Annotated in this window: 15 protein-coding genes and 3 pseudogenes; 6 read left to right on the top strand and 12 right to left on the bottom strand. The window is 46.1% G+C overall.

Annotated elements, in window-relative coordinates:
* The 7 genes and pseudogenes from GCWU000325_RS12185 to GCWU000325_RS06140 all read right to left on the bottom strand — a co-directional run.
* A pseudogene (locus GCWU000325_RS12185) lies at nucleotides 1-515 on the bottom strand (IS3 family transposase); the annotation flags it as partial.
* A 104-nt stretch (nucleotides 516-619) separates the two neighbouring features.
* Nucleotides 620-988: a transposase gene (locus GCWU000325_RS11500; protein ID WP_083787989.1), complete on the bottom strand. Its 369-nt coding sequence runs from the start codon at nucleotides 986-988 to the stop codon at nucleotides 620-622.
* Between the two features lie 33 nt (nucleotides 989-1,021).
* Nucleotides 1,022-1,138, bottom strand: a pseudogene (locus tag GCWU000325_RS11495) (Cas9 inhibitor AcrIIA9 family protein); the annotation flags it as partial.
* A 6-nt stretch (nucleotides 1,139-1,144) separates the two neighbouring features.
* The gene (locus GCWU000325_RS06155) at nucleotides 1,145-1,576 is read right to left on the bottom strand and encodes a hypothetical protein (RefSeq protein WP_006255428.1); all 432 of its coding nucleotides are present in this window, start codon (nucleotides 1,574-1,576) and stop codon (nucleotides 1,145-1,147) included.
* 347 nt (nucleotides 1,577-1,923) lie between these two features.
* Nucleotides 1,924-2,271 (bottom strand): hypothetical protein, encoded by a 348-nt coding sequence (locus GCWU000325_RS06150; protein ID WP_006255427.1) that lies wholly within the window; start codon nucleotides 2,269-2,271, stop codon nucleotides 1,924-1,926.
* A 134-nt stretch (nucleotides 2,272-2,405) separates the two neighbouring features.
* The gene (locus tag GCWU000325_RS06145; protein WP_006255425.1) at nucleotides 2,406-2,879 is read right to left on the bottom strand and encodes a DUF1896 domain-containing protein; all 474 of its coding nucleotides are present in this window, start codon (nucleotides 2,877-2,879) and stop codon (nucleotides 2,406-2,408) included.
* Between the two features lie 33 nt (nucleotides 2,880-2,912).
* A complete protein-coding gene (locus GCWU000325_RS06140) occupies nucleotides 2,913-4,136 on the bottom strand; it encodes a site-specific integrase (RefSeq protein WP_040599657.1) in 1,224 nt (407 codons plus the stop codon).
* Nucleotides 4,137-4,513: 377 nt separating this feature from the next.
* Here GCWU000325_RS06140 and GCWU000325_RS06135 point away from each other — a divergent pair.
* From GCWU000325_RS06135 to GCWU000325_RS06115, 5 genes and pseudogenes are all read left to right on the top strand, one after another.
* Nucleotides 4,514-6,007, top strand: a pseudogene (locus tag GCWU000325_RS06135) (AAA family ATPase); the annotation flags it as partial.
* The gene (locus GCWU000325_RS06130; protein WP_006255422.1) at nucleotides 5,995-6,303 is read left to right on the top strand and encodes a helix-turn-helix domain-containing protein; all 309 of its coding nucleotides are present in this window, start codon (nucleotides 5,995-5,997) and stop codon (nucleotides 6,301-6,303) included. The pseudogene GCWU000325_RS06135 and the gene GCWU000325_RS06130, both read left to right, overlap by 13 nt.
* Nucleotides 6,304-6,469: 166 nt before the next feature.
* Nucleotides 6,470-7,474 carry a type IV toxin-antitoxin system AbiEi family antitoxin gene (locus tag GCWU000325_RS06125; RefSeq protein WP_006255419.1) on the top strand — a complete coding sequence of 335 codons (1,005 nt, stop codon included), beginning with the start codon at nucleotides 6,470-6,472 and terminating at the stop codon, nucleotides 7,472-7,474.
* The gene (locus GCWU000325_RS06120) at nucleotides 7,452-8,291 is read left to right on the top strand and encodes a nucleotidyl transferase AbiEii/AbiGii toxin family protein (protein ID WP_006255418.1); all 840 of its coding nucleotides are present in this window, start codon (nucleotides 7,452-7,454) and stop codon (nucleotides 8,289-8,291) included. Before GCWU000325_RS06125 ends, GCWU000325_RS06120 begins: the two co-directional genes overlap by 23 nt.
* The gene (locus tag GCWU000325_RS06115; RefSeq protein ID WP_006255417.1) at nucleotides 8,288-8,914 is read left to right on the top strand and encodes a PP2C family protein-serine/threonine phosphatase; all 627 of its coding nucleotides are present in this window, start codon (nucleotides 8,288-8,290) and stop codon (nucleotides 8,912-8,914) included. Before GCWU000325_RS06120 ends, GCWU000325_RS06115 begins: the two co-directional genes overlap by 4 nt.
* A gap of 53 nt (nucleotides 8,915-8,967) precedes the next feature.
* Here the strand turns inward: GCWU000325_RS06115 and GCWU000325_RS06110 are convergent, their stop codons facing one another.
* The 4 genes from GCWU000325_RS06110 to GCWU000325_RS06095 form a co-directional block, all read right to left on the bottom strand.
* Nucleotides 8,968-15,165, bottom strand: a complete 6,198-nt coding sequence (locus GCWU000325_RS06110; protein WP_006255416.1) for a helicase-related protein — start codon at nucleotides 15,163-15,165, stop codon at nucleotides 8,968-8,970.
* 107 nt (nucleotides 15,166-15,272) lie between these two features.
* Nucleotides 15,273-17,357 (bottom strand): type IA DNA topoisomerase, encoded by a 2,085-nt coding sequence (locus tag GCWU000325_RS06105; protein ID WP_006255415.1) that lies wholly within the window; start codon nucleotides 17,355-17,357, stop codon nucleotides 15,273-15,275.
* Between the two features lie 21 nt (nucleotides 17,358-17,378).
* The gene (locus GCWU000325_RS06100; RefSeq protein ID WP_006255414.1) at nucleotides 17,379-18,779 is read right to left on the bottom strand and encodes a DUF4099 domain-containing protein; all 1,401 of its coding nucleotides are present in this window, start codon (nucleotides 18,777-18,779) and stop codon (nucleotides 17,379-17,381) included.
* A gap of 186 nt (nucleotides 18,780-18,965) precedes the next feature.
* Nucleotides 18,966-19,994 (bottom strand): helix-turn-helix transcriptional regulator, encoded by a 1,029-nt coding sequence (locus tag GCWU000325_RS06095; RefSeq protein ID WP_006255413.1) that lies wholly within the window; start codon nucleotides 19,992-19,994, stop codon nucleotides 18,966-18,968.
* Nucleotides 19,995-20,301: 307 nt separating this feature from the next.
* On the opposite strand from GCWU000325_RS06095, the gene GCWU000325_RS06090 reads away from it, so the two are divergent.
* A complete protein-coding gene (locus tag GCWU000325_RS06090) occupies nucleotides 20,302-22,041 on the top strand; it encodes a helix-turn-helix domain-containing protein (RefSeq protein WP_006255412.1) in 1,740 nt (579 codons plus the stop codon).
* 359 nt (nucleotides 22,042-22,400) lie between these two features.
* Here GCWU000325_RS06090 and GCWU000325_RS12630 read toward each other — a convergent pair.
* The coding region (locus tag GCWU000325_RS12630) for an integrase core domain-containing protein (protein ID WP_154646647.1) at nucleotides 22,401-22,543 on the bottom strand (143 nt) is incomplete at its 5' end.

Raw genomic sequence — 22,543 nt, 5'->3', positions numbered from 1 at the left:
GACAAAAACGTAGTTATTGGAGACAATAATATAATAATGAATTCGACATTATACTTTCTGTAGAAATCGATGGCCATAGAGAGGGCTTTCATCGGACCTTGTCTCTCAAGGGTCGGATGCAGGCACCAACCCACGATCAGACGTGAAGCGGCATCGGTTACTAAGGAGAGATAGGCCCAACCTGAAGAGGTTGCCACGTAGGTGATATCCGTAACGCACAGCTCGCCGAAGCGGGCGGGATGTAGCTTGGGCGTTGTGTTGAGAAGGTCTTCATAGATGTGGTAGTGGTGATTGGAGTTGGTCGTCCTTGGGCGTTTGCGACGGCGAAGGCACAGACCATTGGAGCGGAAGAGCTCATAGCATTGGTCGCGTCCGATGGTAAACTTATCTGCATATTTGCGACGGCATAGCTCGTAAAGGATGCGTATGCCGGCCTTGGGTAAAGAGCTGCGAAGCTCCTGCGCATAGAACACGATGCTGCTGCGCAGGACGTCTAACTCCAAAGAGCGATCCACATGGCGATAATATCCTTGTCTGCTTATGCCAAGATAACCGCAGAGTAAACTGACAGGATGACTTACCGGCTCCTGTCTTTCTTTTCCCTGCGACAAGGTCTTGATTACTTGGCAGCGGAGTTTTTTCGTATACGGATGTTGTATTTCTTCTCGGCAAGGTCGATCATCGTCTTGTTGGCCAAACCATAAAGTTTTTCAACGGCCAATTCTTTTTCAAGACGTTTGATCTCTTTTTCATGAGCCTTACGCTCGCGTAAAAGCTGCGCTTGGAGTGCTTCGAGCTGAACGGGGATATCTTCTTTTTTCATAAGATATGCTACTGACGAGACGTCGGGTGAGCCATATTCGGTATAAATACGATGGAAAGTGCTTAAAGGGATACCGTGACGAGAAGAGAACTCATGCAAGGTTAAGCCACTTGTTACATACTGATGTAATAACAGTATTTTCTCTGATTCATTGTAATGAGACATAAATTTTTACTCCTTTTTTGTATTCAGTACACTACACTCTTCTATGTTCTTATTCGGCTTTGCAAGGTTAGGTGCAAACAAGGGGTCTGTCGCTGCACGCTGATTGAGATATTCTGCTATCGTGCGTGTGAAATGTTCTGTTCCTTTCATTGTCCTTTAGTGTTTAGGGATTTCTACTATCTGATTGATGCGCCCATATAGGTAGGCTCTTAGGCTGGTGCGGTCGGGAGCGTAATACTCTGACCATTGTCCATACTGATTGACAAGGTATTTCTTCAATACATCGAAGAAGTCAAACCTCCATCCTCGTAGTGGTACGGCGGTTCTGAAATAGGTGTTTGAGTTCACCGCTTCACAAAGCCAATCCTTTTCCTCACGGCTCATTTCTTCACCACGATTGAGTTTCTCACGTAGGAGATAAACCATACTCTTTCTGAAGTTCTCCAATGAAGGTATATCCCACTGCACGAACTTGGTAGCCACCACTTGCTCACTTTCTTTAGCCACAGGGTTAATGCGGTAATGAGAGGAGGAGCTATATCCTTTTTCTTTCATCGAAGATGTTGTTTTTACTTTCTGCTTATCCATAGCGACATTTTTTTATGCGTCCAAAGATCGGAGTATGCTGATTCCTTTTATAGCAATATCAAGGTAGCGGGGTGGGACTGGCACAAGGTTTTGGCGGAAAATACGACCCGCAGGTGTGGAGATTTTCCAGACAAACCCTTCGGCTCAGACCTTGTGCAGTCCATCATCCCCGTAACTACCTTTGCGAACAAAAAGGAACAGCACCAATCTTGACCTACACCGCATAATGTGGAGCTGTGGGCTGGAAGCAGAAGTGCTATGCCATAGTAGCAAAAAAAGAAAAGGTGGCTATCTCCGTGAGAGATAACCACCTGACGAAGAGGAACGAGAATTTTCAGCAGATCGTGCTAAAGCACGCAGAGCAGGATTGCTGCCAGAACTGCTATCCAAAACAGATAGCGCAGGAGTGTGAAGGTCACTTGTAGGATGAACCGGACTATAAAGCGCAGTATCAGGAAACCTGCAATGACCGATACGGCAGTTACGACTTGGGGTGTGACTAACTTGGAGAGAAGATAGACCGCACCGACAATGATAGCAATAAGCAAAGTCAATTCGATAATGCGAGACCATCGTATATGACGCGCAGGTGTCATAGGAGAGCCTTGGGGCTCCTCCTTACGAGTATCATTGGATTGTCCTGCCCGAATGAAAGCGGGATTGTGAACGTCTGTATTCATAACTTGTATATCCATATCAGAAGCATTTTAGAGTTTCAAGAGCGTGGACAAGATAGTGCGCGACACAAAGACAAGAGCTTGCCCCTTGGCGTGTGAAGCGGAGTACATATCTTGGCTCTTGATACTGAAATGCTTCCGATGTTGGGTGATTATACGGTATCGTTCTCTCCGCCTATTGTAGGCAGGTGATTGCTTTCGATAAGGAGGGCTATCGTGCCTGTCAGTTCGGTGTAGAGGTTTTCGTATTCCGGACTTGCCTCAAAGTCGTCTGTAAGGTCATACTTGGCAAATACGCTTTGTATCGCCTTGTTTTTTAGCAGTATCGGAGCGAGTCTTTCGGGAAGAGGTGACGGCAGTTCCTTCTCAAACTCATTCTCCAAGACAGACACAAGCGTGTCATACTTGGAAAAATGCAGTCCCCGAAACAAAACTTCGCTTGCCATGCTCTCGGCTTCGGGATGTGAGAAGCCTTGTGCCACGGCATCACAGTAGGCTGTCAGCGCTTCATCCGACCGTGCTGTAATGAATGGATTGTTTCCCAACATTTCGGGAAAATGCTCGTTGAGGTAAGTTTCCAACTTCAAACGGAAGTAGGACAGTTCTTTCTTTTCTGTAGATTTCATAATGATGTCTGATTTTATAGTTATACAATCTGATTAAACGCCCATCGCTGTATTGAACTTTCCGAGCTTGTCCGCAAGCTGCTCCATGTCATGCTCAATCTTCTTGTTAGTGATACGGGCATATATTTGTGTAGTTTTAATATTCGTGTGACCGAGCATCTTACTCACGCTTTCCATCGGTACGCCCTTGCTGAGCGACATCGTCGCAAAGGTGTGTCGGGCAAGGTGGAAGGTAAGGTTCTTCTTGATACCGCAAAGGTCGGCTATCTCCTTGAGATAAGAGTTGGTCTTCTGATTGCTCAGAATGGGAAAAAGCTTGCCATCACGATAGGTCTTGTGGCTATATTTGGCAATGATGCTCTTGGGAATATCCAGAAGTAGGACATTTGCTTCCACGCTTGTTTTCTGCCTTTTGGTCATAATCCACTGCTTGTCATCAAGTGTAACGATGTTGTCCAGTGTGAGATTGGATACGTCGATATATGCCAACCCTGTGAAGCAGGAGAAGATGAAAACATCCCTTACCAGTTCCAAACGCTGGATGCCGAAATCCTTGTTGGCTATCTTCATGATTTCCTCGTCCGTGAGGAAACCACGGTTTACCGGCTCCAAGTGGAAGCGGTGATTGAGGAAGGGATCGTGATGCAAGACACCCATTTTCTGCCCTAAGATGACAATGGTCTTAAAAGTCTTCATCGTTTTAGTTGCCGTATTGGCATTCTGTCCAACAGCTGTGCGAAGATAAATATCAAATTCTCGGATAACCGTATAAGTCAGTTCTGACAGCTTGATGTCTGCTCTTCTGTAGCCGTTTTGCAGGAACTCCAAGAAGTGCCGCCTGCAAACATTGTATTTTTGCAGTGTGGCAGCACTTACAGAAATGCCGACTTGTTGGGCAATATCCGCATTGTGCTTATCGAAAAGTTGCGACAGGGTGTCTATATCCTCTTTTTTACCTAAGAACTCTGCCTTGATGCGTTCCAAGCACAAATCGGAGCTATCTTCCAACTTCCGATAGATGTTTTGCAAGCCATTACGAATGTTGTCCAACTCGAGATTGGTACTCAGAACGTCGGTTGTACGACCTTTGAGTTTCTCATTCTCTTTGTCCCATAGGGATTGCACTACGGCAATTCCCGTGGAACCAAGTGAAAGACGTTCGTTGTTGAGATAGATTCTCAACATCACCGGTGTCTTTCCCTCCTTGTTTACATAGTTGCTTCTAAGATAGAAGACTGTTCTGAAAATTGACTTCATACTTTGCTTGTTTTTAATTATAGCCAATAACAGAGAAATTGTAGCCGGACAGATGGCTGATTGTAGCCAAAAGTCCATTGTTTCAATCTCTGTAGACCAGCTACAAAGTTCTACATAATTGTCTGAATAACAGCAAAATACAAGTACTCTAAACGAACTCTCTACGAACTCTTGGCTACAATTTTTGGGAGGCTCAAAAAAAATGTAGCCAGATTGTAGCCACAGGAGAGTATTTTGGGCGTTCATACGACCTTTTTACGTACTCTGAAAGCTTGAATGGGTATAAAATAAAAGTGTCGTAACTCCTTGAAATTACGACACTTACAGATTTTTGAAGTTTTTGTCTACTCATTTTACAGAGTACTTCACGCGGAGATGAAGATCCGATGTTTGCATACAGTATGGGGAAGTTTGTAAAAGTCTATCGCCCTAAGAGTAAGCTGCGCTTTCTTTATGGGGGTGAGAAAGTGAACGACTATGTCTTTGGCTTCCAGCAGCTGCCCAGCAAAGGGGATGTTGTTTTCATCACAGGTGGGGAGAAAGACGTGCTTTCACTTTCGGCTCATGGTTTCAACGCCATCTGTTTCAACAGTGAGACGGCACAGATTCCTGAGAATATCATCGAAGGATTGCAGCTTCGCTTTCGACACATTATTATATTGTACGATACGGACGAGACAGGTGTAAGGGAAGCTAAACGGCAGACAGATGCACTTGCTCAATACAAGGTATTGAGTCTAACCTTACCATTGCAAGGGGGTAAGTCGGAGAAGGATATATCGGACTTCTTTGCCTTGGGCAATGAAGCAAAGGACTTGAAAGTGCTTCTTAATGATATGTTCACCAATATATATGCACAGACGATGATGATATTGCAATCTTGTGAGATAGACTACGATAATCCGCCAGACGCTTCAAAATCGGTGGTGGCAGTAAATGGTGTTCCGCTTGGAACGCAGGACAATCTGTTTTGTATCACAGGTGGAGAAGGAACAGGAAAGAGTAACTATATTGCTGCTATCCTTGCCGGCACACTTGGTTCAGAAAGATTACAGGCAGAGCAAACCTTGGGATTGGAGGTAACCGCCAACCCCAAAGGTTTGGCCGTTCTTCACTATGATACGGAACAGTCCGAGGCACAACTCTATAAGAACTTGGAGAAGACGCTTCGCAGGGCTGGTATCAAGTCCGTGCCTGAGTTTTATCATTCTCTCTATTTGGCATCACTATCTCGCAAGGACAGACTGAAAATCATTCGTGAGAGTATGGACTTGTTTCATCACAAACACAGTGGAATTCATCTTGTGGTCATTGACGGTATAGCAGACCTGATACGCTCCGCCAACGACGAAACGGAGAGTATAGCCATCGTGGACGAACTCTATCGATTGGCAGGGATTTATAATACTTGCATTATTTGTGTCCTACATTTTGTACCTAACGGCATTAAACTAAGGGGACATATCGGGTCGGAACTGCAACGCAAGGCTGCGGGCATTCTCTCCATCGAGAAAGATGACAATCCCGAATACTCGGTCGTCAAGGCTTTGAAAGTGCGTGATGGAAGTCCGCTGGATGTGCCGATAATGCTCTTTGGCTGGGATAAGGAAGCCGACATGCACGTTTATCGTGGGGAAAAGTCGAAAGAGGATAAGGAAAAGCGCAAGACCGATGAGCTGTTGGCTGTTGTAAAGTCTGCATTCCGTGCCAAACTAAAGTTATCATATCAAGAGTTATGCGACGTGTTGATGCGCGAAATGGAAATCAAGGACAGGACTGCAAAGAAGTACATTGCCTATATGAAGGAGCAGCGTATCTTGTCGCAAGACACAAGTGGTAACTATCAAAAAGGAGAATTATGCCATACATAGACCCAAGAACCGAGGATACGTGGCAGAAACGCTTGTTTGAAAAGCTGATGACCGTTGAGAACAAACTTGACCGCCTGCTGGTTTTGCAAGAGCAATTTGTCGATACGACCGTACACCCTCCATTGAAACCCGAATACTTGGACATTATTGATGTATCCAAGATACTCAAAGTAGAGCAGAAAACCATCTATAATTGGGTATGGGCAGGAAAAATACCCTATCTTAAAGCCAATGGACGGCTTCTTTTCCTGCGTGAAGAGATAGACGGGATGTTGCGCAAACGGGATGATTGGTAAGACCTTATCGTATGTTTTCACTCGGTATTTGCTGTTCAATGTTTTTTATTGTTCATTATTATTGAACGATCATGATTTATTGAACAGAAAATTTGGAACTATCGTATTTGTTCATTATCTTTGCATTGTTCAATAGAATTGAACAGATTTCGAATAATGAACAAATATGAGTGAATTACTTATTATTGAACAAGCAGTAAATGCTATGAAGTTACAATGGTCAGAAAGTAACGAAAGCATTACATACGATTTTATTCCACAAGAAAACCCTATGATTAAGGGACAAATAAAAATCTTGGGGATAAATTTTCTTTGCTTAATTGAAAACGAGGTGAACGGTGTTAATGTAACTCGTATCAAAGATACCATAAAAAACTGTCCTGACTTGCAGGCAATCCCTTTTTTGGTAGTAGCACGATATGTGCAACCCATGGTCTATGAAACTTTGAGAACAGCTGGCATCAACTTTGCCGATACCGCAGGAAACTATCAAATTCGGCATACAAAAGGCAAGGGCATCATATTTCAACTCTCTCATACAGGCGAAAAAGCACCTACAACGCTTAACAAGAGTTATCCTATATTTCAAGAGGCAGGACTAAAGGTCATTTTCTTTTTGCTACAAGATGATAATAACATAAGTAAGACTTTCCGAGAAATTAAGGAACAATGTGCGGTTTCTTTGGGTACCGTAAAAAATGTACTTGATGAATTAGAGGATCGTAAATTTGTTCTCACAACCAAGAAAAAACGCACTTTAAGGGATAAGCGTCGATTGCTTGACTTGTGGGTGGAGAATTACCATCAAGTACTTAAGCCTAAATTGCTGATTAAGCGTTTGGGGTTCAGAGACGCAAAGAGCAAAGAGCAATGGGATAAGATAACCTTGCCTGAAGGGATGTACTGGGGCGGAGAATGTGCAGCTTATCAAATTGATGGGTATTTAACACCACAGAAATTTGAGATTTACACAGATTTAGCTTTCGGCAACCTGATGAAAACTGGTGCCGTGCATACCATTGAGGGAGAAATAGTAATGTATCAAAAATTCTGGAAAGCCGGCAAGATGCCTGCAATCCTTATTTATGCGGACCTGTTAGGCGATGGAAACAGCCGTTCCATAGAAGCTGCAAACAAATTATTGAACGATGAACTTCCAGATTTCAAGTGATAAAATAGGCAATCCTCTTTTGATAGAATTGCTAAGCGTAGTCAATGAATGTTTCAAAGAAGTTGGACAAGACTTCTTTGTCATAGGTGCAACAGCCCGGGATATATTGATTCGACAGTTAGTAGGAATAAGTTCTGGTCGAAAGACAAGAGACTTGGATCTCGCTATTGCCATTCCTAACTGGAAAGCCTTTGACGATATTACGCAGACACTTTTATCGCATGGATTTACAAAAGAAGAGAAAATGTATCAGCGGTTTTATTATGGGGCTTACGAAATGGACGTCGTACCATACGGTGATATTACAAAGGAAGATGGCTACATTTACTGGCCACCGGAAGAAGACATTGCCATGTCGGTCAAAGGCTTTGAGGAAGTGCTGAAAGATGCCATAACCGTAAGCATTGATAATAAATTCGACATCAAGATAGCATCGCTACATGGACTCTTCATCCTCAAACTCAATGCTTGGCTGGATCGCAATATCCAAACAAGCAAAGATGCGGATGACATGGGCTTTATCATAGATAACTATTTCTTTGCCAACTTAAACCGGAATGTTTATCAAGAAGTATATGATTGGGAGGACTTTGACGAGTTTGTTGTTGGTGCATATTGGCTTGCCAATGATATTGTCAGCTTTTTATCCATAGAGCATTTAGCCTATTATGGGCAATGCTTACAGGGGGAAATCGAAAAAGAGGAGGATAGCCGACTCCTTCAACAAGTGCTTGACAGTAACTCTGCTTTTCAATATGAGCAAATTCTTCAAGCTTTCAAAAAAATGATAGAGGTGTTTAATAAGAATCTTCGATGAATATACAGATTGAGTTTCAAAGTATCGCTGCTGGCGAAAAGAATGGCGACTTTGTCCTATATGAAGAATTAGCTGGTGGAACATTAGTGGTACTTGCCGATGGCATGGGAGGATTGTCCTTTCCCGAACAAGCTGCCAAAACAGTTTGTGAGGCTGTACGCTATTATTTTGTGAACAATGAAGTGTCCAATCCGCTTGACTTGATTAGACGGAGCATTGAGTATGCCGATAATGTTCTGGGTGAATTATGCTACCAAAAGAAATCCAAGATGGGAGCTGCACTTACTCTTATGTACATCACTAATATGCAACTATATTACACCTCATTGGGTGATGTCCGATTATATCATAAAAGCATTGATGGAACAATTACGCAACTTACGACGGATGATGTCGTGTGCATAGAGAATGAGTATTATCTCACAGTCTGTATTAACGGCAAAGGATTTAGGAATCCGATAGAAGTGCAAAATATACCCGTGAAAATTGGCGACGGCTTTCTTCTTTGCAGCGATGGCTTTTATAAATGCCATCATATAAATGCTTATCTGCAAAACAAGAAATTACCACCCTTGCAACATAGAAAAGATGATTGCTCCATAATAAAGGTGGATATTAGGTAAAGCAATTAGACTTGGCAATAAAGATTGTCAAGTCTAATTGCTTATACTTACACTTAAAGTCTCCATTTAGGGCGGATGCTTTGATAGTGATTGTCTTCTTCCTTTGCTTGTGTCTGAGTGGTACTACTCTTCATTTTCGTGGAATTTTCATTATTGGATATGTCCCTTTCCTCCTCCTTATCCTCTTTGTTATCCGTAATCGTCAAGGCAATCTTTCTGTCCAGCTCTGCCGACTGCCCTTTGAGCGAGCGAAGCTCCTCTTCTTTCTTCCACGTTCCATTAGCAATAGCAGTGTAAATATCCTTATTGGCAGCAACCTTCTCTTTCTCCTTCTCGTGCGATTCTATCACCTTGGGGATGCGCCCCAAAGCACCCAAGAAATTCTCACACGCAAGTTTCGGGTCGGTAGCCAACTTACCATTATTATAGGTATAGTAGATGCTCTCCTGCCCTTTGACAAAGAAACGGTTCACGGAGCAGTCAAACAAGTCCTTTGAGGTACTCTCCGTCTTCACCATGATGGAAAAACCATAAATCTCACCGATTTTATTGTACTCGCCTTTGGTACGTGCCTTGTCGTTAATCTCCTGCAGGCGTGCGGCAATGACCTTGATGTCCGTACTGTCCTCCACACCTTTAATGACAAGTTTATTGATAGGATTACCTTCTTTGTCATGTTCCACACGCTGCTCAAATAGAGCCAAGTCTGCCTTGGCTTCCTTAATCTTGTCTGAATGGAAAGACACGGAGCTGTCAATCTCTGCCAACTTTCCCGTTGCGGCATCACGTTCACGGAGGAAGTTCTTACGCTCGGATTCCAGCGTGGCAATCTTCTTGTCGAGTTTGGCTTTCTCTAACAAGTCCGTATTACCAGATAGCACGGCAACATACTCTGAAAAGTTCATGCCGCTGTCCTCGTCCATCGAGCCCTCGTCAATGGTACGACTACCGAGCGTATTGGTCTTCAACTGATTGATAAACAATTGCTTGTTATGCAGCAAGTTGAACTTGTAACTGTCCAACGACCGCTCCACGGCATAGATAATCACATCGACTTTATTGTCCGCAAATTCTTTGGCAACCATATTGCCTTTACGGATTGCCCGACCATTGCGCTGTTCTAAATCTGAGGGTCGCCAGGGTGTGTCAAGTTGATGCACCGCCACCGCACGCTGCTGTGCGTTTACGCCTGTTCCAAGCATAGAAGTAGAACCGAAAATGATACGGATGTCTCCACGATTCATTGCTTCGACCATCGCTTTCTTGGCTTTCTCATTCTTGCACTCCTGAATGAAGCGTATCTCGTAGGACGGGATATGATAATCTTCCACCAATTTACGCTTTACCTCAGAATAGATATTGAAATCTCCACCGGGCTTATACGTACCCAAATCGGAGAATACAAACTGCGTACCTTTCTGTGCATCATACTTCTGATAGTAGTCATTGAGTAATTTCGCACAATGGCTTGCCTTGTTGTCGATATGGTCTGAGTACCCGTTTTCATCTATCATGCGTAGATCCAAGCTCATCTTGCGGGCGTAGTCTGTGGCAATGAGCATCTTCGCCCTTTCCTCGCTCTCACTAAGCGGTGCACGACCTAAGATTGTGGCATCCCCGCTTTTGGCAAACTCCATCAACTTGCCGATAAACTCTTCCTGTTCGGGTGTCGGCGGAATGTTATGCAGTATCTCATTTTTCTCAGGACGGTCAATGCCAATGTCCTTTGCCGTGCGGAAATCGCAAATCTCCGCATAGAACGAGGCAAGTTCCGGCACCTTAATAAAGGTTCTGAAGCGTTCCTTCTGAATAATCTCATTCGTGATGGAAAACTCATAGTCGGTGGACTTCTTGGCAAAGACTGCGGCCCATGCGTCAAAACTGTTGATGCCCTGCTTCTCCAAGGCTTGTGGGCGCAAGTATTTGAAGAGCAAGTATAATTCCGTCAGCGAATTACTGATAGTAGTTCCTGAAAGGAAGGTTGCGCCCAAGTCCTTACCCGACCGATCCTGTATGGTGCGAATGGCAAAGAGCATATTGAGCGCACGCTGCGAACCGTCTGGATTGCCCAAGCCCGACACTCTGTCGTGGCGGGTGTTGAACATCAAGTTCTTGAATTGATGGCTTTCATCTACAAAGAGGTGGTCAATACCCATCATCTTGAAGTCCACGGCATCGTCCTTTCGCTCGGCGAGGCTGTCCTGTATGTTCTGTAGCTTGGCTTCAAGCGTCTGCTTGCGCTTCTCCAAGCCTTTGAGCATACCACGGGATATGTCCGCTCCCTGCATACGGAGTACTTCAAGGTTTTCCTCCACAGAATCCTTTTCTTTCTGCAAAATCGCTTCTTGTATCTCCAAAGCCTGCGGTATCATGCCAAACTGCTCATGCGTTAAGATAATACAATCCCAATCGTTGTTCTTGATGTCATTGAAGATACGCTGGCGGTTCTGCTTACTGAAGTCGTTCTTTCCCGGATAGAGTATCTTGGCATTGGGATACGCCTTGCGGAACGTGTCGGCAATGTCGAATACATTTGCCTTCAGTCCGATAATCATCGGCTTGTTGGCTAATCCCAACCGCTTCATCTCATAGGCTGCCGTACACATGATAAGCGTCTTACCTGCACCGACCTCATGGTCGCAGATACCTCCGCCGTTGGTTTTGAGCATCCATACGGCATCCTTCTGACTCTTATAAAGGTCTGGTATGCCCAATCTTTTAAGGTCAAGGTCGGGAAACGACTGGTGCGTACCGTCAAAATTGGGACGCACAAAGCAGTTGAAAAGACGATTGTAACGGTCAGAGAGCTGCTCTTTGAACGTGTCAGGTGTCCGTCCGAGCCAATCTACAAAGCCTTGTCTGATTTCCTCAATCTTGGCGTTCGCCATCTGTATGGCGTGCCCGTCCCGTACTTTAATGGTCTTGGTTTCTCCTGTGATCTTATCCGTCACCTCCTTACTCTTGTTGATGTCGGGAATGGTATTGTGCAGAGCGTGCTTCAAGAGATTGATGCCATCATAACGGCGGAACTCTCCCTGTACGGCATATTTGTGCCAGATATTGGCATTCTTTCGGTCGCAGACAATGCTGTACTCGTCCATATTGGAATGGTAGGACACGTTGATGTCCGTCTCGAAGAACTCCGAAGCAAACTTGCCATATACTTTGGCAGGTATCCATCGTTCACCAAGGTTGAAGTCCAAGTCGGCAAAGGGAATGGGCGTGGGAGTGGCGGCACGCAGGGCAGTCAGACTCTGTTTCGCTTCCTCATGCTCCGGATGATCCAAGAGCCACGACTCTATACGCTCTGCCTTTTCAATCACGTTGCCTGAAATGAACTTGTCGGCTACCTCATAGCTGTCCTCTTCGGGATTGTAGAAGATGCGTCCTTCCAAGGCAGAAAGCATATCGCTCTCTTCTATATCGGGAAGCAAAGAACTCATATAGTCAAGCTCCACCGTGCCGTATTTGTTGAGTGATGCGCCCAATGCCTCCATCGGGTCTGCGGCAATGGACAATTCGGAGGTGGAAAAAGCTGTTGGATGGTCGAAGATATCCGCCTTGATGTACTTGCCGTTCTCGGAGCGTTCCAAAAACAACATCTCCACTCCGGTGGCATCCATCTTAATAATATCGGTGTTTGCCTTCTGGTTAAAGTATCCCCAACGACCCACATAGCCGTCATAAAGCCGATTGAGTTTCTCACGCTCTTCCTTGTCCTCGGCTTGGTTGTTCGCCTCATAATCATAGAGTCTGTGATAACTCTCCCTAATCTCAATGTATGCTTTCAGTCGTGAGAGCTGGGCAAAGGGTAAGTCCATCGGATTGAAGGTAGGATGCCGTTTCAAGTCAGAGAGAAAACCGACCTGTCCTTTCTGCACGACAATAGAGCCGTCTCTCAGATGAGAGTCGGGCGATGAGAGAAAGGGACGCGGTGAAGCGTCAAACTCTTTCTTGACCTCTGCTATGGGCTGTGGCTTGCGAGCCTCGGCTTCCTCCATAAAGTCAAAGAGCGAGGGCTCTCTGACGGGGCTTGATGCAGTTTTCTTGTTTCTGCGGGGACTGGTGGGTGTACTTCTTGTCGGTTTAGGTTGCCTACTCGCAGAAAGCGGTTGGTTATCGCTAACCTTCTTTTGTTGAGCAGCCTCCTTGATTTCATTATTTACACGGGCTACATCTTGTGTCCAAAGACTATACTCCTCTGGGGCAAACAAGAGCTGCTCCGTTGTTTCTGTCTCGATGGTGCTGTCCATGATGGGATGATGGTCTTCGTCAAAGAATACCGTCTGACCGTTCATTTCTCTTGGGGCTTCCACGTCCGTGCGAATTTCACGGCTTTCTTGTTCGTATTGTCTTTGAAGGGTGATGACGGGGACACCTTCGGGCGCAGTTTCAGGCTCTATTGTTGGAAGTACCTGTGCAGCTTGTGCTTCTTTTTCTGTCTCTGATTCGTCTCTTGCTTCATCTCCCACTATCTTATTACCTTCTTCGACATTCTCTTGGGGTTGAGTGCCTTCCTGCACGGGTCTCAGAACTTCCTGACGGCTTTCATCCCTGACTTCCTCAATGATTGGCTCTTTGGTGTATTGTCCTCTGACAATATCTTCCAATTCTGCAATCTCGTGCAATTTGGTAGGCTTGAAGTATAAGTCCCGCTCTATACCCAATCCATGTATCTTGACTTCCTCCATTTCATCAAGCGACATAGTACCCAGTTCCCAGTCGTAGCCCATCGTTACCGCACCGAAACCAATACGCTCTTTGGGGTCGTACTCCAATAGATAAGCCGTGTAAGCCCCCATTGGGAAGAAATAGCGTGCATAGGCGATTTTATCTCCAATCAGCCCCTTATCCGTGCTGTAAAGTTTGGGGAGTTGCCTTTTTATGCTGTCGGGCATCAGATTATAGGCATTATCCTCTTCTTTTTCTTCTTCCTTATCCTCCTTATCCTTGGACTTTTGTAACAGAGGTGGTTGTTCTGTTTTTAAGCCTCCTTGCACTTTTTGCACCATCTTGTCCACGTGTACCTGCCATTCCTCCCCGGTCATGGGTATGCCGGTTTCATAGAGTTTACGATCGAAACGTTGCTCCACTTCCAAAGAGAGTTGCGTACGCAGGCTGTCGGCCATATCCTCGATACTTCCGTCAAATGTATATTCCCAAGCGGGCTTGCCGTAAGGATCCGTACCCATCGTGCGGTCTGTGGCAATCGTGCGGTGGGAAATATCTTTCCATTCGCCCTCAAAAAGTGAGTTATGATTGAACGCAATAGAAAAACCGTCGTCTTTGGGAACAGAGGCGGTTTGTACAAATTGCTGTTCGATACCCTCACCAATTTCCTTGCCCGACTGCTTTTGCAGCACAATCAGGTCGCTGCCCACATCCGTACCCGCATTCTCGGAGAACATACCCGAAGGCAGGCGGATGGCGGAGATAAGTCGGCTGTTCTGCATGAGGTAACGGCGGATGGCTTCATTCTTGGGGCTGTCCAATACGCCCTGCGAGGTAATAAATGCAAGAAGTCCGCCTTCTTTGATAGTGTCCAGCCCTTTTACAAAGAAATAATTGTGAATGGTTCGGGTAGATTCCCGTTTAAGGATATTCTCTCCTTTACTATATGTTCGGTCATAGACCATAAAGTCGCCAAAGGGGATGTTGCTGGTAATAAGGTCGTACTTGTCCTTCTCTTCCAATTCACCAATGGCTTCAAAGGGTTCTTGCCGAACAAAGATATTGTCTTTGCCGTAAGGATGGAGGGCTTGTGTGATGCGTGCCGTCAGCAAGTCTTTCTCCATAGCATCAACCATGCCTGCATTTTTGGCAAAGGTTTCGGTAAAGACTCCCATACCTGCGGAAGGGTCCAAGCATCGTCTTACTTGCACGTCGGTGGCACTAAGGGCATCGGCAATGGCGGAGACGATACGGGTGTCGGTATAGAAAGAGGTCAGTACGCTTGCCTTGATGCTCTCCCAATAGCGTTTGGCGGTGTTGGCATCGACGGTGTCACGGTAAATCATCTGCTTTAGTCGTTGAGTAGGCGCGAACAGATTTTGTTCCGATGCGCTCCAATAGCGGAGGTCATCGGGATTATCACATCGGTTCAAGACGCATTTCAGACCACCGAAACCTTGATAACCTCTAAGCAAGACCTTTTCGGCATCGGTGGCTTCACGACGTTCTTTTTCTAATCGAAGGACCACACGGATGGCTTCCGTGTTGCCCTCCAAGACAGCTTTCTTATTGTATGCCATAGTTTTTCTGTTTTAAGATGGAGAGGAATTAGTCGGAAGATTATTTCAATCATATAGAATTTTTCCTATCTCCCGACTAATTTATTTTATCTCCGAGTCTGTGTAAACTATCTCCCTCGTGCTTTTCCTTTCTTTCCTTCAAACTCAAAGGAGGTGGTATGGTCTTCGCCCAGAACAAGGCGCGCGTTGAACTTCTTGCCTGCCTTGCTCGTCAAGCCTTTGAGGATAGGCGTTCGCCCGGTGGTTATCAAATCACGGATATTGTCTTCGGAAAGGAACGTGCCGCAGATTTCACGGAAGATGTGGAAGTCGCAGCCTTCGTGCCTGCATTTGGCAATCTTGGCATAGATACCCACACTCTCGTTACCACATTTGGGACAGCGGTAAGTAGGGTATGATTTCTGCATCGGTGGAGCAAGGGCGAGGAGTTCCTCGCAAATAGTCTCCACGTAGGAGTTGATGCCTTGCGCGAATTTCTCGGGCGGCATCTGTCCTGCTTCGATGGCGGAAAGGGTCAGTTCCCACGAGCCTGTCATCTCTGCATTGGCAATCCGTTTGTCCTTGACAATCTCATAGACAGCCAAGCCTTTATCTGTCGGAACTATCGTTTTCTTTTCTCTTCGGATATATTCACGCAAAATGAGCGTTTCGATGATGTTAGCACGGGTGGCGGGCGTACCGATTCCGCATTCTGCCAGTGCCTTTTTGCTCTCTACATCACTAACTTCTTTACCGGCGTTTTCCATAGCGGAAAGCAAAGTGGCTTCTGTATAGAGCGGCTTTGGCTTGGTCTTGTGCTCGGTAATCTCTGAAGAAAGCAGTGGTAATCGCTCGTTTTCTGTCAAATTGGGCAATACGGATAAGGTTTGTTCTTCATCCTCCTTGCCTTTTTCATCGTTCGTGCCAATTCCTTGCTGTACAGCTTTCCAACCCAAGGCGATACTTCGGCACGCCTTCCAAATGTAGGTGTTTGTACCGTCGGTTAGTTCCACTTGCATCCGCTCCTCCTCTGAATCGGGAGAGAAGGCTTCGATGAAACGATGGACTACCATTTGGTAGATGGTTGTTTCATCTGCTGATAGTCCCGATGGAGTTTCACCCGTAGGAATGATAGCGTGGTGGTCGGTTACCTTGTCGTTGTCCACAGAGTGGCGGTTAAGTGAGAAAAATAATCCTTGTCCTATCTTGCCGAGTAAGGCGGGTACTTCCTCGAAAACGTCTTCGCTAATGTATCGGCTACCGGTGCGGGGATAGGTCGTGATTTTCTTCTCATAGAGGCTCTGCGCTATTGAGAGGGTCTTATCTGCTGAAAAGCCGTGCTTTCGGTTGGCTTCCTTTTGTAGGGAGGTGAGGTCGTATAAGAGGGGTGGCGACGTATGTCCCACCTTTCTTGCGACCGAAGTCACGGTAAGCCGGCTCTGTTCGCGAAGCATGGCGAGAGCGGATTGTGCATCGGCTTCATTGTCAAATGCACTACTGCTCACGGCTTTCAGCGATACGCCCTCTTTCTCTCCTGCTACGGAGAGCTTCCAATAAGGAACGGAAGAAAAATCACGATTTTCTATGTACCGACGGCAGACCATAGCAAGGGTTGGAGTTTGTACTCGTCCCAACGAATAGCCGCCTTTGCGAGCAATGGATAGGGCACGGCTTGCATTGATACCCATGAGCCAGTCGGCTTCGCTTCTTGCCTTTGCGGAGTGATAGAGATTGTCATATGCACTTCCCGCTTTGAGATGGGCAAGTCCTTCACGGATGGCTTTGTCCGTAAGTGAGGAAATCCAAAGTCTGTCAAAAGGCTTATGGCAGTTCAAATGGTGGTAGATATAGCGGAAAATAAGTTCACCCTCACGCCCTGCATCGGTGGCTACGATGATGCGGTCGGCTCTGTCGAAACAACCTCGAATAGCTTTGAGCTGTTTGAGTGCTGCGGGGTCTGATGTGTACTCCTTATCCTTGCGTACTTGACGAACGATAAGTTGGAAGGGATTGGGACGGATGGGCAGGTCTTCGGCTTTATAGGCAGAAAAACCGTAGGCTTCGGGCATGGCAAGGGTGATGAGGTGTCCCATCGCCCATGTTACCACATAACCGTTACCTTCTAAATATCCGTCTTGTCTGGTATTAGCCCCTACGATACGGGCTATATCTCTGGCTACCGAGGGCTTCTCGGCAATAATACAAGTAATCATAGTCGGGTTTAGTTTTAAGGGTTACATCTTACGTCCACGGCGTTGCTGTTTCTTTTCGTCCTGCTTCTGCTTTTGGGCAGCAGTGGGCTGTGTCTGCCCGGACTTTAACGGCTCATTCACGTTCTTGGTAGCTTCGTTGGTCTTGCCTTGGTTGTTCACGGCAACCTGTGTCTTGTGTTCTTCGGCTACGGCTACCACCTTTTCCTTGCCGGTCTCCTGCTTCTTGTCAGGATTCCATTTGTAGAAACGCGGGCGGTTCTGCTCCTTATCCATACGGACGTAGGCATTGAAGGACTTGCCCTCCTTATCGACCATGTTCTTCAAATAGAGCGTGCGGCCACTGTCTAAGGCTTCACGCTGCTTATCGGAGAGTTCCAAACCACAGAGCTTGCGTGGTGCGCCTTGTTGGTGAGAGTGCTGCTGTCGCTCCTTCAAGCCTTGCTTGTTCTCGAAGATGAATTCGATGCCTTTCTTCTCGGCATTGACTTGCAGGGTGGCATCAAAGGACTTGCCACTCTTGGCGGTCATTCCTTCCACTTTCACAGCTTTGCCTTCTACAAGGTCTTTATACTGTGCATCAGTAAGCATAACACCCTTTATCTCTTTGGGAATGTTCACACGGTCGGCACGCAGGGCTATGAGTTCGTTGGTCTGTGGGTCAATGGAAACGTATGCGGCAAATGGGTCACCATTCTTGGGCGTAATCTCGATGGTCTTGCCAAGGTTGCCCGTTGCAAGGAGTAGTTCTTTCTCTTCATTAGAGAACTTGTGTCCCATATAGGGGAAGTCGAGCTGCGGCTCTTTGCGAAGCGGGTGAACTGCCAAGCCGATGTTGCCCTCGCCATCAGTACGGAATGCCAAACGGGCATCGGTGTAAATGGTAGTATCGTCTATCGGGATAGCAATGGTAACGAGGTTGCTCTTCTGCCAGTTGAGCATTTTTGCCAACTCTCCGCTCTGCTCCAGCCGCTCACGGGTAAGCCCGAGAGTGTCGAGCTGCTTCCAGTCAATCTTCGACTCGTCAATGGCGGTGGCGTTCTTCTGCTTGGGCAGGAAGTCGTCAAAGCGCACCTGACTGTCTGCCAACTGCTGCTTATTCTCAGGCTTCTCACGGTTCTGCAGCATGGTATGGAGGGATGCCACACTTTGCTCCACGTTGTTAGCCACTACCTTGTAGAGTCCAAAACGGGACGGCTCATTAAACTGCTTGAGGAAATTGGTCATGAAGTTCTTTAGCAAGCCGTCCTTGTTGTTGAACTTCAAAAAGGCTGCCTGATGCACGTCTTTGGCTTCCGTGATTTGGAGTTTGCCCTTGTCGTCAAATCCTGAAACTACAGAGAGCTTTCCTGCCTCTTTTTCGTTCTTCACTTCCGTGCGGTCTTCCAATACCAGCACATAGTTGTCATTGTTGTTCGATTCCATAAATCATTGTTTTTAAGATGAATAAATCATTATCGAACAGCAAAATTAAAGCAATAATATTATAGATTTTGAATTAAAGAAAAGGCGGGAAATACAGGGAAAAAACAAGAAGCCATTATCCGAATCTGTATGGAAAGCGGATAATGGCATGTTATAAATAAATATGAACGTTTCCGGTAGAGGAACTTATTTATTTATTTCCTCCTTTTTCGAATATTCTTTTTCTATCAATAAATTGATGAGAAATTTCTGCAAGTTTTGGTCCGTGGGTACATTGAGTTTCTTGCGGATATGGTTACGCGTCACGTCAACGTTGTTTTCGGTTTTGTCAAGTAGCAGGCCGATTTCGCTCCGCTTCTTTCCTACGAGAATGAGGCGGCACACATCCGTTTCTGATTTAGTCAGACAGGGAAAGTGGTGCCCCAGATCGCAGTCGTCCATCAAGTGTTTTTTCAGATGCAGGCGCACGGCGTTGATAAGGTTGCGTTGTGATTTCGGTTTGAGCATGGAAAACAGTCGGTCCGTGTCCTCGGGCGACGGGTGGTCGTTGCCGCTCATGTGCAGATAGACCTCTATCTCCTGCCTGTTCAGCCTGACGGCGTGCATCAGTGCTGTCTCACGGTGATGCAAATCGGTATTTTCCTTCGTTACACTCATCACATTATATCGTAGCAGTTCGCCCAGCGTGCAGAGGAAAAACTGCACGAAGAGGAAGAAACCGAACAGGCGCCAAAGCGAAGGCTCTTGAAGATAGGCTGCCACACAACCGTAGCTAACCACACTGATAGCAGAGACGATAAAGGGGGTGAGCCGGACAAAGCTCAACACAAGGAAAAAGACGGCCAGCAGCGACGTTACCTGATTGATGAGGATGAGCTGCAGAAAATGGTCGGGACGTACGGTGGCGAAATAAAAGAAGCGCACGGCGATGGTACACTGCGCCACGAGCACCGTGAGTGAAAAAGCCTTGGAAAGTGTCAGCCACTGCGTGAGGTAGAGCAACAGCGAAAGAAGGCATACCGCAAGGTGTATACCGCTCATGGAAAGCGGCAGCCAGTCGTGCGAGCCACCCAGCCTCATGAACTGCAAGGAGATGACGGAAACAACGAGAAGGGAGTGGAGTAAATACACGATGACGCGGTGCCGCTCGATGGTGTTTTCGGCGCGCGACCGTAGGAATGCCGATACCTTTTCTGTGAGAGAATGAAAGATCATTGTTGCCGTTTTTACTTTTTATAACGATTGCAAAGATACGTTTTTATTTTCTCTTTCCAAGCTTTTTATTAAGTGTTTTTAAGGGGATGGTTAAGGTTTTTAGGGGTGTAATAAAAGCTTTTAAATGGTCTTTCTGCTAAGAAACTCTGACTTATAACATTTTGTTTGTTATTTTTGTATAGTCTTTTGCTGTTCTCGCAAAAATATTCCTTGCAGAACAGCCAAGAAATGAACTGTCCAGCATGTGAAAATCAGCAGACAGGAATGTGAAATGAGAACATAGAAATATTTTTAGAACATCCCATAAATGAAACATTTTATCACATTACTGTTTGTCATTACACTCTCCATAGGAGAAATGTATGCCGCCACTCCGGCAGACTCCATCCGCAAAGAGATGAAGCACCTAAAGGGAGAAAAGCTTTTGCAGGCCTACCATAATCTTTGCCGGTTGGCAGCTGCCGAAGATAATATGGGCTATGAATTACGCTGCATCCGTGAATATCTTGCCGAATCCTTACGCCAAAAAGACAAGGAGGCGGAAGCCCAGGCGCGCGTCACACAGTTGTATTGCTATTACAACTACGAGATGACCGACAGCATCAGTTACTATTTGCCCGAAGTCCTCAATGCTATGAAAAAGAACGGCACATGGGATTATTACTACAATGCGTGGAACGTGCTGATTGAGAGTTATCTCTACGAAGACAAGGTGCAGACCGCATTGTTTGAAGCGCAAAAGATGTATGCCGACGCGCGAAAAAGAAAGAGCAACTATGGATTAGGCACTTCCACCTACGGCATGGCATGCATCTATCAGACAATGGGACGCTTCCGCGAAGCCGAGAAGACCATCGAGGAGAGCATCGCCGCCCTTTCCAAGGTTGATGAAATCTCACAATTGCTCTCTGCCTACAACGTCTTGGGCGAAACGCTCGACGGACTGCGGAAATATGAAAAGCTAAGGAAGAAATGCGCGGAATGGAAAACGGTCATCGACAAATACAAGAACGAAGCCCTGCGAAAAGGCTACACACCCTCGCTCAACGGACGCTATCTCTACTGCACGCTGGCAACTGCCGTCGCTGAATTGGAAACAGGCCATTACGACCGCGCCAAGGAATTGCTGCAGCTCGCCGATAAATATGCCGAGGGACGCAAAGCCGTTGCCCGATTCAAGCTCCTTCAAGTGAAAGCCCGCTACTATGCAGCCACAAAACAGTACGACCGGGCGATTGCCTGCAACAACGAGAACATGGGCATCATGACTGCCGCCGGTGACTCCGTCAGCTTGCTCACCGTGCAGATGCAGCAAGCCGACCTCTACACGCAGGCCGGACGATACAAGGAAGCCGCAGAATTGTACAGACTCGTTATCCCACATAAAGACAAACTGCGCAACACCGAACTTGCCAAGCAGCTCGACGAACTGCGCACCATCTTCGAGGTTGACAAGCTCACACTCCGGAACGAGGTCATCACAACACGGCTCTATCTCTCACTCATCATCGTGGCATTGCTGCTTGCCACCGTCGTACTTTACATCATCTACACCCGCCGCTTGCGCCGCAAAAACAGGGCTTTGTACGACTCCATTCTATTATACCGCAAGGCGGAAAGCGACATGGAGACTGCGACAAGGCTCGTTCCCGAGGAAGAGCTCGACCGTGAAGGAAAAATCTACCGCCGGTTGTGCGAGCTGATGCAGAATGAGAAAATCTATAAAGACACGGAGTTGAACCGTGACATTCTCTCAAAGCGGATTGGAACAAATGCCGTCTATATCACCAATGCCGTGCGCAAGTATGCCGATGGAGCCACAATCAACGAATTTATCAACGGCTACCGGTTGCGGCACGCGGCTTCACTGCTCACCAACAATCCCGACTTGAACATCAACGAGGTGGAATATAGGTCAGGATTCAATTCCCGAGCCACATTTAACCGTTGTTTCCGGACTTTCTTTGGGATGTCGCCTTCAGAATACAAAGCCGTTTCCAAAGAAAAAAAGAAAACGCAAAAGGATTCAGCCGATGAGAAGGATTAGGTGTTTTGGACATTTGTAATTCGTCAGTTCTTTGCGAATTACAAATATGATACAAGTTTTTTCAAATATGAAACATCCTGCTGGTCTTCGTGGAATAATTTTGCAACAGAATCAACGAGCAGCAAAGATGAAAAAGAACTGTAATGTCCTAGAATTAGTTGACAACTTTGGTTTCTTAATTTCATTTTTCATTGACAAGTTTATTTGCTAAGTTCAAATACACTTGTCGTAGTCTTTTCTTAACTACATAGTTAGTTGACAGTTGTCTTCTAATTGCAAAATTACTCTTTTATTTTCTTGTTGCGGTTGTTTCTGCCTCCTTCTTTTATTGTTTGACTTAATAATGTGTGCCGAGGAAGTTATGCCGTCAACCTTCCGACTTCTTCCATTGGCGTTCTCATCTGCAGACTCTGATGCGGTCTGAACGTGTTGTACAGGTCGATGGCTTTCTTTGTGAGGCGCCTGACCTGCTGCAGACTTTTGTCTTCTGTACTGAAGAGCC

This window comes from Alloprevotella tannerae ATCC 51259 (assembly GCF_000159995.1).
Classification (GTDB): domain Bacteria; phylum Bacteroidota; class Bacteroidia; order Bacteroidales; family Bacteroidaceae; genus Alloprevotella; species Alloprevotella tannerae.
Note: the sequence above shows the minus strand (reverse complement) of the source record. Positions and strands in the feature narration are given on the sequence as shown.